We start from the raw sequence: 12,711 nt of genomic DNA on the forward strand, positions 1-12,711 counted from the left end.
TAATATTTGTTTATTTAAATAATCAAGTATTAATTAAAAACTTCAATTAAACTATTAATATATTTAACTTCTTTCACATCTTTAAATAAAAGCTAAATATAAACTAAATTTTGTATATCTTACTTTTCTTTATCTTTAAAAAAAGATGATAAAGTAATTTATTATACTTTCTATCATCTTTGATATTTATTTAGAATTTTTCTAAAATAAATTAAAATTATAGGAGAGTATAAAACCTCTCCTAATATAATTATAGTTCTGCCAATACTTCTTCCACTTTCATAAGTTCTTCTTCAATTTGCTCAGGAGTTATAATTAAAGGTGGATTAACGAAAATCATATTTTCATGTGAATACGTCATAAATCCCTTTGCCTTTAATTTTCCAATTATTGAACTCATAACCCCATCTTTATCATACCCATATTCAACTAAAGGTTCTTTCGTTTTTTTATCTTTAACTAATTCAATTGAGGAAAATAAACCAATATGCCTTACGTCTCCAACTACATCATATTTTAGCTTAATTTCTTCAAGTCTCTTAGCAAGATAGTCTCCAGATAGTTTGACATTTTCTTTGATATTAGCATCTTCATAGTATTGAACACAAGCAACTCCCGCAGCACAGGCTAATGGATGTCCGCTATAGGTAAGACCGCAAGATAATAAATTATCATCAAAGTAGGAAGCAATTTTAGAGGTAACTGCTACACCACCTAGAGGAACATACCCACAAGTAACACCTTTTGCAAAAGTTACAATATCTGGAACTACATCAAAATTTTCAAAAGCAAAGCAAGTTCCTGTTCTATACCAACCTGCCATAACTTCATCAAATATTAATAAGATCCCATATTTATCACAAAGCCCACGAACTTTTTTCATATAACCTTTAGGAGGGATTATTACACCATTAGAACCTGTTACAGTTTCCATTACTATGGCAGCAATTGCATCTCTACCCTCATATTGAATTTGCTCTTCTAATTTACCTATATAATACTCAACTGCATCTTCTTCACTTTCAAAGGGTATTTTCTCTCTATATATATAGGGATCAAAAAATTTCACAAATCCTGGAATTCCTGGCTCTAGTGCAAATCTCCTAGGTTCTCCTGTTAAATTACCTGCCCCAAAACTTGAACCATGATAACTTCTGTACCGGCTCATAATTTTATTTCTGCCTGTAAACATACGAGCTATCTTAATTGCATTCTCATTCGCATCAGCTCCTGCATTAGTAAAAAACACTTTACCAAAATTGTCAGGAAGAAGTGAAATAATTTTTTCTGCTAATGTGGCTCTAGATATATCACCATAACTTGGTCCAACAAAACAATATTGATCAACTTTTGCTTTTATTGCATCTGAAATCGCTTTATTATTAAATCCAACATTAAGATTTACTAATTGGGAAGACATATCTGTATATCTATTTCCATCATAATCCCAAAAATATATTCCATCAGCTTTTTCAACAGCAATAGGATTAATATCTTTTTGTTTACTCCAAGATTGAAGATTATATTTTTTAAGCTTTTGAGTTATTTCTTTTCCATTCATCACATTAATCCTTTAGTCTTTATCAGCTTTTAATACAGCATTCATCATCACAGTTGCACCGGCTGTACATTGTTCATAAGATGAGTATTCAGGTTCACAATGGCTCAAACCATCTTTAGATTGAACAAATATCATTGTTGAAGGAATCATGTATGAAGCAAATTGTGCATCATGACCTGCTCCAGAATGTATTATTTGGTAAGAAACTCCTGATTCTTTAGCCGCTTCTTCTACATATGAAACTAGTTTTTTATCCCAATAAACTGTATCACGGTTCCAAGCTTTTTCTACAGAACAACTACAACCACTCCACTCTTTATCTGCACAACTTTTTACAATTGCTAAAACTTGATCTAAGACTTTAGGATCTTCATGGCGTACATCAATACAAAAGTCAAAATAGTCAGGAACACAAGTGTGAACACAAGGATGACACTCAACTTCTCCTGTTGTATATACAAGTTCAGGATATCCTAATTTGTCAATTTCGCTGTGTAAATACATTAATGCTTGAGCAGCTGCGTAAAATGCATCTTTTCTCTTTGGCATTGGAAAAGTTCCAGCATGTGTTGTTTGTCCATAAAATTTTAATCGATAATTAAACATTCCAAGAACACAGTCTACAACTCCAACATCTTTATTTGCATCTTCCAAAATTGGACCTTGCTCTATATGTGTTTCAAACATATATTGATATTTTTCCCTACTCAATCTATATTTTTCTTCACCTTTAAAACCAGATTTTTCTAAAGCTTCACCAAAAGTAGTGGTACCTGTTAAAACATCTTTTGTAGCGAGCATATCTTCTTTTTTAAACTTTTCTTTAATACTATCTGGAAGATAATCATAACATACTATTCCTGAACACATCATAGCAGGAGGATATAGAGAGCCTTCTTCATTTGTCCAAACCATAGCAGTTAAAGGATGTTTATGTGGGATGTTTTCTTTAACAACAGTTTCAAGAGTCTCCATAGCACTGATTACTCCTAAAATACCATCATAATTTCCCCCATTAGTTACCGAATCAATATGTGAGGCCATTACTATACGTTTGGCAGTTGGATCACTTCCTTCAATTGTTGCATATAAATTTGCTACATCATCGACTTCAATTATAGCACCAATTGCTTCCATTCGTTTGATAAACTCCTCTCTAGCCGCTATAGCTTCAGGAGATAGTGAATAACGTGTTATTCCCCCATGTCCAGCATCACCATATTTTGCGAAAGTATCAATTTTGTCTGTCATTCTCTCCAAACTACATTTATACATAACCATTTCCTCCATTATATAAATATTTTTCTCATTCATTTGGGTGTATACAATTTATGATAAGTTGATCAACTTCTTCACTTGTAACTGCATATATAAATTCTCCACCACTGTTTAATGCTAGAGATAATAAAAAGGCCCCATCCCAATCGGTAAGATAAATTCTTTTAATTAAATCAGAACCATCCCCCCTTCTATATTCTTCACCATTAATTTTACTAAGCTCATTATTCATTCTTACAAAACCATGAATAAATAAGCCTCCCACCATAAGTTTTTTATATGGGGGTTTGTTTTTTTTATTAAACTCTATGGTAACTGGAATTTCAGTTATCCCACAGGGCATATCTCTAAGTTCTATACTAACTATCCTAAAATTTTCAGTTGGTATTAAACTTGAAAGCTTTATTTTTTTAGCTTTCCTCAATCTATTGCTCATACAATACCCTCCTGTACAAGGGTTGATTTTATTTTATTTATACGTCTACTCTCTTTTATAGCATCTGCTGGACAAACAAGTTTACAAAGATGACAACCCACACATTTATTTCCTAACAACTTTGGTTTTCTTGTCTTAAAATCGAACTCAATTGCTTGATGACCTGCATCACTACAAGAAATATAACAACGACCACAGCCTAAACATTTATCACTATTAAAAATTGGATAAACAATCGTATCTCTATCCAGCTCTTGTGATGAAACTATATTTTCTTTTGCCATTGAAACAAGGCTTGAAATAGATTCTATTTTGTTGTTATACATATAGGTAGATAAGCCAGCTTTTAGCTCCTTAATGATTCTATAGCCGTATTGCATAACTGATGTAGTTACTTGTACATTTCCACAACCAAGAGCAATAAATTCTAAAGCATCTTTCCAGTTTTCAATTCCACCCATACCACTAATTGGAACACCTTCTAATTCTTTACAACTAGATAATTCACTAATAAATCTTAATGCAATAGGTTTTATAGCTTTTCCAGAATAGCCTGAAATTGAAGATTTACCTTTAATATTTGGTTGAGAAGTCATGTCTGATAAATCAAACCCTGACAAACTTTTTATTGTATTAATAGCAGCAATTCCATCAGCTCCACCTTCTATCGCACTGATTGCAGGAATTTCCATATGCCCTATATTAGGTGTCATTTTAGCTAAAATAGGAAGGGTTGTTCCTTTTCTTGTACACTCACAATAATGCTTAACAAGGGATGGACTTTGACCTACATCAGATCCTAATCCATTTCCGCTCATATGTGGACAGGAAAAATTACACTCTATAATGTCTGCCCCTGCTTCTTGAGATAATTTAGCTAATTGAGTCCATTCTTCATCGCTTTGTCCCATTATAGAGGATACAATTACTTTGTTAGGGAAGTCTCTTTTTAAATCTGAAATAAATTTGAGATTTTCACTAAGTTCATGTTCTGCAATCTGTTCTAGATTTCTAAATCCTACAAAAGGTGTAGATTCTTTTTTAATAGCTGAAAATCTAGGAGAAACTTCTTTAGGAGTTAAAAAACCAATAGTTTTAAAAACTATTCCAGCCCAACCCATTTCCAAAGCATTTCTACACATTTCATAATTACTAGCAACAACAGAAGAAGATAGAAAAAATGGATTTTCACATTTGATACCTAAAAATGTGCACTCTAAATTTGCTTTCCTTGAAATTAAATCACGGTTTTCTAAAGCTAAAGCAGTTTTCTTAATCCTAATTGGAAAGTCATAATGTACACAGGCACTTTCACATTTGGCATCGCAATCTTTACATTTTTCTCCATCAAAATAGTCTTTTACCCCTGTATTTTCAAAGCGTAGAGAAAAAAGCATTGCTGCAGGATTATTGGATGATGTACAAGCTTTTGTACATGGAGCATCAATGCAGAGTAAGCATCTATTTGCTTCATTTGATGATAATTTATTTAGAAAAACGGAACTATCCATATTTTAAATCCTTTTTTATAATCTTTTTTTTAAGTTACGATAGTTTTCTTTTTACAAATTTACCGTATCCAGCTTCGCCTAAAAATTGACCATCTTTATAAACCATTCTGCCTCTAGAAAAAGTCATCTCAGGATAACCGTGAAGTGAAACTCCTTCCCAAATTGTATGATCATAATCAGAGTGCATACCTTCACAAGTAATTGTAAAATCTTTGTTTGGATCGTATATAACAATATCTGCATCTTTACCTACTGAAAGACTACCTTTTTGAGAACAACCAAATATTTTAGCAGGATTTGAGCTACAAAGCTCAACAGCTTTATTAAAACTTATTTCACCTGAATTTGCTTTACTAAGCATATAAGGATACATATTTTCAACTCCAGCACAGCCGTTCGGTATTTTAGTAAAATCATCTATACCCCAATCTTTTTCGCTTTGCATAAATGGACAGTGGTCTGTAGCAATTACATCTATATCGCCTCTTTTTATGGCTTTCCATAGTGCATCTTGGCTTTTTTGTCCTTTTATTGGAGGAGAACATACAAAATTTCTAGCATCTTCCCTTTTATATACTTCATTCGTAAAATTTAAATATTGTGGACAAGTTTCTGCATAAATCGGATAGCCATCTTCTTTTGCTTTTGTAACAGCTTTTACCCCTTCTTCATTTGCAAGATGGACTATATATAATTTAGCCCCTGTGGCCTTCGCCCATTGAATTGCTCTCATATCTGCTTCTGCTTCAACAAATTCAGGTCGAGATAAATAATGATACCAAGGACTTTTTTTACCTTCTGATAAAAACTTCTCTACATTATAATTTACCATTTCATTATTTTCCGCATGTACAGAAATCATGGCATTTATTTCTTTTGATTTTTGAAGTACTTGATAAAAAACACCGTCGGAAACTCCAAAATCATAAACCATAAAGACTTTAAAGGTTGGAACACCATATTCAACAGCATCTTTCATAGAATCTAATAATTCACCGTGAATGTCTTTTACTCCGATATGAAAAGCATAGTCTACAGCTGCTTGTTTACAAGCGATGCTATCACGTCTTTTAATTGTATCAACCATTTTTTCATCAAAATCTTGCAACGCAAAATCAAAAACAGTAGTTGTACCACCACAAGATGCTGCCCTTGTCCCAGCAAAATAATCATCTGCGGAAATTGTCCCCCCAAAAGGCATTGCTAAATGAGTGTGTGCATCAATTGCACCTGGTAAAATATATTTATTTTGAGCATCAATTACTTTAGAAGCATCAGATGTTATCTCACTACTTATTTTAACAATTTTTCCATCCTTTACAGCTATATCTGCTTTATACGTTTCAGATGGAGTTACTATCATTCCATTTTTTATTATTAAATCCATATTAATCAAACCTCTTTTTAATAAAACCCTTCAAATATGACAGAATATTTACTGCCATATTTGAATTTAATTTTTGATGATTATTTCTTATAAACTAAAAGTAAACCTGAACGTTGATAAATTTGAGCGACTTCTAATAGCCCCATACCTGCAGCATTAGCAGAAATCAAATTAGAAACCCAAGTAACTCCAAAATCAACTGTACCGTTATATACAGCAGTTGTTTCAGCAATATCACCACCACCTGGTGTGATCGTTACATTTAAACCAACTTCATCGTAATATCCTTTATCAAGGGCCATGTAATAACCCATAAATTGACTTTGAGGTAACCATTTAAGTTGAATTTTTACATCTGTTTTTTCTGGGGTTCCTAAATCGCTTCCGTCAAGTGATTTTGTAGCAGCTTCCCAATATGAAATATCACGGATATCATCAAGAGTTAAACTAGCTAGCTTTTCAGCTGCTTGACTATCATCAAGTTTGATATAAGTTTGAGCTAATTCTAAAGTTTGTTGAATTGCTTCATCATCCATGTATCCATAGTTAGAAACAGTATTTCCTTTAGTATCTGTTTCAACAAGTTTTTTTACTTCATTAGCCATGTATAATTGATGTTCAGATGAAACTGATGAACCATATTTAAATACAACTTCTGCTGCTTCTTGTGGATTAGCACAAGCATCAGCCCAACCTTTAAGAGATGCATAAATGAAAGCTTTAACAGTGTTTGGATTAGCTTCAGCAAATTCTTTAGTTGTGAAAAGGTTATCTTCTAACATAGCAACCCCTTCATCGTTCATATCGATATAACCGATACTATCTCCATAACCATAGGCTCCATCATAATCATTTTTTACTAAACCTAATTCGTTATAAGTCATAGCTGATGCTAATGTAATTGATCCATCATCAAAACCATCCATAGTAAAGTCTTGACTTAAGAATTCAAGAGGTTGATCATATTTTGCCAATAAGGCAAGGATTTCATATTCATTACCTAAGCCCCAGTTACCAATTTTACCTTCAGCTGCAGCTTCTAAAATACGATCTTTATCAGTTTTCACAGTTTCTGAAGTTGCAGTACTTTCAGAAGTTACTCCACTCTCCTTTACTGGAGTAGCTTCTTCTTTACTACATGATGTAAACCCAAAAATAACAGCAGCAACAACTGTAATAAATACAGCCTTTTTAAGTTTTTTTCTTTCCATTCTTTTAATCCCTCTCTATTAAAATTTTTATAAACCGTTTCGGTACGGTTACCCTTATTTTCTATTTCTATTTTTCATGACAGCATTTTCTACAAAAAGCAAAAGTACATATAAAGATATTCCTATTAAGCAGGAAACGATAATATATGCCCAAGCAGTTGCAAATTGTGCCGTTACAATGTTTTCACGAATCTGACGACCTATACCTATGACTTTTTCTGAAAAATACTCTGTAACTAAGGCAGAAATGATACTTCCAGGAAGACTAACCTTTAGTGCTGTAAATACGTATGGAATGCTATTTGGAAATAATAACTTTTTGAAAACTGTAAAATTACTTGCAGCATAGGTTTTCATTAAATCCTTAGCAAATGGTTTTAACTCTGTTAAACCTCTATATGCATTAACTGCCATTCCTGCTATACAAATAACCATAACAACAATTGTTTTTGCGAGCATTGATCTAAAATCTACATTTGGTGATACTTGTTTAGTTAAGTTATTCATAACAGGGGCAAGAGCCACTATTGGAACTGCGTTAAATGCTGAAGCAAGTGTTATAGCTCCAGCTCCCCATTTTTTATACTGAGCAACTAAGATTGCTAAGCCATAACCTATTAAAGACCCAAATACTAAACCGAGAAGTGCAACAATTAATGTAGCTTTTAAATTTAGTAATATTTTTGCTTTATTATCTAAAATTATAGCGTTTATACGGCTTGGGGAAGGAAGTGTGTTTGTATCTGTATTTAATAATATGTTTAGAATGCCTCCCTGCCATAAGGCAAAAACAACTATCCCAAAAATTAAAGGATATAAGATTGTTGATATGTTTTCCCAATTCAAATTTTCTTGTCTCTTCATTATTTACTTACCTCTTGCACGCCCTCTCAGCTTTCTTATGGCCTGAGAAAACATCTTCAATTAAACCCATTAACAAATAACTTAAAATACCAATAGCTGCACTAATTACTACAATCAGCCAAAATACGTACCTCGTCATTGCTCCTTTAAGTGATTGAGATAACAAACAACCTAAACCTATTCCTCCTTGCAAAGTATCTACCAAAATTGACGCTGTAATCGCTAAAGGAGCTGAAACTTTAAGACCTGTAAATAAGTATGGAATACTTGCTGGTATTAATGTCTTTGTATACAATTGCCATTTACTTGCTGCATAAGAGTACATAAGTTCATGTTTTTCTCTTTCTACAGATTCCATACCAGCTAATGTATTAGTTGCTACCGGATAAAAGGTTAAAATTGCAGCGATAATTATACGACTAGAATCAATATCTCCTGTAAATGATAAAAGTATTGGTGCCATTCCTAATATAGGAATCATTTGAATAATCATTAGGTAAGGAAAAGCTATTTTTTTTATAACTTTTGTTAAGCTCATAAAAAGAGCTAATAAAAAGCCAACCCCTGAACCAATTGCAAAACCTTGAGCAGATCGAATCAAAGTAACTTTTGCATTTAACCAAACTAATTGAATTGCACTCTCGCTTCCATTTATCTTCTTTTGATCAAAGGCGGTTGCTATTATTTTCCAAAAATGTGGAAGTACTTTTTCAGGAGAACGAATGTTTGGGGAAGCTTCAACAAAAAAAGCGATTATCTCCCAAACAATAAAAAAGCCTAAAGCCCAAACAAAAGTAACTAACGTGTTTGAATCTTTCTTCTTTTTAAGTTGACTCATAAACTATACCCCCTCAAAGGATGATCTAACTTCTACAACCTTAGCTGTATATTCTTGTGTATTTTTAATATTCATTCTTCTAGGTCTTTCAAAATCTACATCAACTACAGCAGATAAACGGCCTGGATGTGGTGATAAAACACAAATCTTATCTGAAAGGAATACTGACTCTGAAATATTATGAGTTACAAAAACAATTGTTTTATTTGTCCTTCTCCAAATATTTAATAAATCTTCATGAAGACGTTCTCTTGTAAATTCATCTAAAGCTGAAAAAGGTTCATCCATCAAAAGTATTTCAGGTTGGATTACTAAGGCTCTTGCAATACCAACACGTTGTTGCATTCCTCCTGATAACTGACCTGGATAACTGTTGCCAAAATCTTTTAATCCAACCATTTCAAGCATTTCTTGTGCCCTTTCATATCTTTCAGTAGGTGATACACGCATTATTTCTAAAGGGAGTTCAACATTCTTTATGACAGTTCTCCACTCATAAAGAACTGGGCTTTGGAATACCATTCCATATTTTCCACTTAATCTTGCCTCTCTTGGACTAACCCCTCCAATACTTACCTTTCCTGATGTTGGAGTTAGTAAATCTGCTATGATTCTTAGAAGAGTAGTTTTCCCACAACCTGAAGGCCCTACTAATGATACAAATTCGCCTTTTTTAATATTGAGAGAAACACTGGTTAATGCTGTAATTTCTTCCGGTCCACTATTAAATTTCATCCCAATGTCACTCATCAATATCTCATCTTCAATGCTTATTTTGTCCATAATTTTTGTATTCCCTCATATCAATTGGTTTTATAAAAAAAAGAGCAAAGTCGCTCTAAAATAAAGCGCCTTTGCTCTCGTTTGCAAAAAATAGTTTTAGCCAATAAATAAAAAAGAGACGATGGTAGTTCTTTAACTAGGCACCATCGCCTCTTCATGCTATTAGCATATATTTTTAAAAACTTTTTTGTCAATACTTTTTTTAAAAAAAATATTCAAAGAAATTAAAATTAAAAATATTAATACAAAAATAATGATGTATAATTATTTACAAGGGAACAAAATACATAAGCATAAATTTTGGTAAAATTTTACTAAATTCAAAATACAAAAATATTTTTAATTATTCAAATTAACGTAAAAATTTATAATTTCTTGTTTAATTATTATTTATTTTTAAGAATTTAAAACACAGAAATCCTTAATTTTTATATAAGAAACCCCATTCAAAATTTATGTAATTATTATAATTTTATCTTAACTTAGCTAATTATTTTCAATTAGAAAAAAAAACTATTTAATAAAATATAAACTCGAAATTACTTTATAAAATATTCAAAAAGATGTAATACAAATTAAAAATATATAGAATATTTAATCGAGTTAATATTAAATCTAAATAGTTAAATAGCTATATTAAAAGGAAATAGTAAAAAAAAATAAATTTAAAGTGCTTAATTACTTTTTAGTTTTACAGAAATTTTATATATCTACTTTTCATTATTCCTAAATTCTAGTATTATACCCCCTAAATAAAATAACATAAGGATATAAATTAAATTGCAAATTTATAAATTTATGTTACTATTAATTGTTAGTAAATAACTATTTATGGAGGTTTTTATGGCAAATAAAGCTCCTGTTAGCAAAAACAGGTTATTTGGTTGGTATTTCAATTTTAATCTTTTGTACAGAATTTTAATTGGATTAATACTTGGTGCAGTTTTAGGTATTATTTTAGCTGCTAACGGAATCACTACAATCCCTGGTTGGTTGCAAATGCTTGGTAATATCTTTGTAAGATTACTAAAGATGATCTTAATTCCTATAGTATTTTCCACTCTAGTTGTTGGATCGGCTTCCGTTTCTCCAGCAAATCTTGGTAAAGTTGGAATCAGAGTTGTTGGAATATATTTAATAACATCAGCTATCGCTGTTATTATTGGATTATTAATGGGATTTATCTTTAAACCTAACGCACAAATTGCTGCTACAATTGCGGCTGAAGCTGCCGGTAAGACTGCTGATGTTTCTATTTGGAATACTATTGCTGAAATAGTACCTCAAAACATTTTCACATCCCTAACTTCAGGTTCTATTCTTCAAATTATCTTCTTTGCAATTATCTTTGGACTAAGTGTTTCTTATCTTAAAATTTCGGAAGATGAAAGACTAAGCAGAATAGGTAATGTAATGTTTGATTTATTCGATGGTTTTGCTGAAATAATGATGAAAATGGTCAAAGGAATCATGGAATTTGCTCCAATTGGTGTATTTGCATTAATTAGTGGAGTATTTGCTAAACAAGGTGCTGCTGTTGCTGGTTCATTAGCCATCGTAACTGTTGCTTGTTTCTTAGGTTATCTACTTCATATTCTTTTAGTTTACTCAAGTATTTTAAAACTTGGAAAAATCAAATTATCAACATTCTGGAAATCAGCAAGAAGTCCTTTCTTAACAGCTTTTGTTACTCGTTCTTCAAGTGGAACATTACCTGTTTCAATCGAAGCTGCTAAAGAACTTGGTGTTAAAAAAGAAGTTTATTCTTTCTCTCTACCTCTAGGTGCAACAATTAATATGGATGGTACAGCTATCTATCAAGGTGTTTGTGCTATATTTATTGCTTTATCAGTAGGCCATGGAATGTTTGGCTTAAGTGATATGGGATTAATTATCGTCACAGCAACTTTGGCTTCAATTGGTACTGCAGGAGTTCCTGGTGCTGGAGCTATTATGTTAGCTATGGTAATGCAACAAGTTAGAATGCCTATACAACCTGGTACAGCTATTGCTGGTGCTTATGCTTTGATATTAGGTATCGATGCTATCCTAGATATGGGAAGAACAGCACTTAACGTATTTGGTGACTTAACTTGTACAACTTTCGTTGCAAAGAAACTAAACATGCTAGAAGAAGATTCTATCATTCAATAATTTAATTTTAGTTATTTAAAAAAAACAAGGTGTTACAATTTTTGTGACACCTTTATTTTATCTATACTTTGTTTTTAAAATTCAATTAGCAAAAAATATCTAATACTCTAACTTCTTCTGAAATTGGTATCGTCATATGTTCGATTCTTGCATCGAAAAATATTCCATCTCCTTCTTGAAGATGATATTTTTTACTTCCTATCTCTAGGAACATTTCTCCAGATAATATATATAAAAATTCATCATCATCATGAGAATTTTTATTTAATTTATGTTCAGATTTTTTAGTAACAAATAAAAAAGGTTGAATTTTCTTATTGTTAATACTAGCTGCAAATGGGAATATACTATACCCCATTGAAGTCTTTGATAAATTAGATAGCACATGCTCGGCATCTTCATGTACAATACTTATTTTTTCTTCTTGTGCAACTAAAACAGAAACTTTTGTTCCAAGAGCATCAGCTATTTGACCGAGCACACTCAAAGAAGGAAGAACAGTTCCACTTTCAATTTTTGAAAGATAACTTTTTGAAAGTCCACACATTGTTGCAATATCTTGCTGTGTCCTTCTTTCAGCTAGTCTAATTCGTTTTATGGTTGCACCAATTTTTTGTAAATCCAATTTTTCCCTCACTCTTTTAAAGAATAATATATAAAAGCCAAAATAGGAAGAGCAAAAATTTTA

At 31.8% G+C, this 12,711-nt stretch carries 11 protein-coding genes; 1 reads left to right on the forward strand and 10 read right to left on the reverse strand.

Going from position 1 to position 12,711, the window contains the following annotated elements; translation table 11 throughout:
- Nucleotides 1–250: 250 nt before the first annotated feature.
- The 9 genes from ACZ5SO_RS10410 to ACZ5SO_RS10450 form a co-directional block, all read right to left on the reverse strand.
- Nucleotides 251–1,561 (reverse strand): aminotransferase class III-fold pyridoxal phosphate-dependent enzyme, encoded by a 1,311-nt coding sequence (locus tag ACZ5SO_RS10410; protein WP_464624469.1) that lies wholly within the window; start codon nucleotides 1,559–1,561, stop codon nucleotides 251–253.
- A gap of 12 nt (nucleotides 1,562–1,573) precedes the next feature.
- Nucleotides 1,574–2,836, reverse strand: a complete 1,263-nt coding sequence (locus ACZ5SO_RS10415; RefSeq protein WP_464624470.1) for an allantoate amidohydrolase — start codon at nucleotides 2,834–2,836, stop codon at nucleotides 1,574–1,576.
- Nucleotides 2,837–2,867: 31 nt separating this feature from the next.
- Nucleotides 2,868–3,275, reverse strand: a complete 408-nt coding sequence (locus ACZ5SO_RS10420; RefSeq protein WP_464624471.1) for a hypothetical protein — start codon at nucleotides 3,273–3,275, stop codon at nucleotides 2,868–2,870.
- Nucleotides 3,272–4,786: an NAD-dependent dihydropyrimidine dehydrogenase subunit PreA gene (preA, locus tag ACZ5SO_RS10425; RefSeq protein WP_464624472.1), complete on the reverse strand. Its 1,515-nt coding sequence runs from the start codon at nucleotides 4,784–4,786 to the stop codon at nucleotides 3,272–3,274. Before preA ends, ACZ5SO_RS10420 begins: the two co-directional genes overlap by 4 nt.
- Nucleotides 4,787–4,820: 34 nt before the next feature.
- The gene (gene hydA, locus ACZ5SO_RS10430; protein ID WP_464624473.1) at nucleotides 4,821–6,173 is read right to left on the reverse strand and encodes a dihydropyrimidinase; all 1,353 of its coding nucleotides are present in this window, start codon (nucleotides 6,171–6,173) and stop codon (nucleotides 4,821–4,823) included.
- 80 nt (nucleotides 6,174–6,253) lie between these two features.
- Nucleotides 6,254–7,384 (reverse strand): ABC transporter substrate-binding protein, encoded by a 1,131-nt coding sequence (locus ACZ5SO_RS10435; RefSeq protein ID WP_464624474.1) that lies wholly within the window; start codon nucleotides 7,382–7,384, stop codon nucleotides 6,254–6,256.
- A 54-nt stretch (nucleotides 7,385–7,438) separates the two neighbouring features.
- Nucleotides 7,439–8,248, reverse strand: a complete 810-nt coding sequence (locus tag ACZ5SO_RS10440; protein ID WP_464624476.1) for an ABC transporter permease — start codon at nucleotides 8,246–8,248, stop codon at nucleotides 7,439–7,441.
- Nucleotides 8,249–8,255: 7 nt separating this feature from the next.
- The gene (locus ACZ5SO_RS10445) at nucleotides 8,256–9,086 is read right to left on the reverse strand and encodes an ABC transporter permease (RefSeq protein ID WP_464624478.1); all 831 of its coding nucleotides are present in this window, start codon (nucleotides 9,084–9,086) and stop codon (nucleotides 8,256–8,258) included.
- A 3-nt stretch (nucleotides 9,087–9,089) separates the two neighbouring features.
- Nucleotides 9,090–9,869, reverse strand: a complete 780-nt coding sequence (locus ACZ5SO_RS10450; RefSeq protein WP_464624479.1) for an ABC transporter ATP-binding protein — start codon at nucleotides 9,867–9,869, stop codon at nucleotides 9,090–9,092.
- A gap of 843 nt (nucleotides 9,870–10,712) precedes the next feature.
- Between ACZ5SO_RS10450 and ACZ5SO_RS10455 the strand changes: the two genes are divergently transcribed.
- Nucleotides 10,713–12,023: a dicarboxylate/amino acid:cation symporter gene (locus ACZ5SO_RS10455; RefSeq protein WP_464624480.1), complete on the forward strand. Its 1,311-nt coding sequence runs from the start codon at nucleotides 10,713–10,715 to the stop codon at nucleotides 12,021–12,023.
- An 85-nt stretch (nucleotides 12,024–12,108) separates the two neighbouring features.
- On the opposite strand, the gene ACZ5SO_RS10460 is transcribed toward ACZ5SO_RS10455, so the two are convergent.
- Complete coding sequence (locus tag ACZ5SO_RS10460; RefSeq protein ID WP_464624481.1) at nucleotides 12,109–12,648, reverse strand: helix-turn-helix domain-containing protein; 540 nt, start codon at nucleotides 12,646–12,648, stop codon at nucleotides 12,109–12,111.
- Nucleotides 12,649–12,711 lie beyond the last annotated feature (63 nt).

The organism is Pleomorphochaeta naphthae (assembly GCF_055396005.1).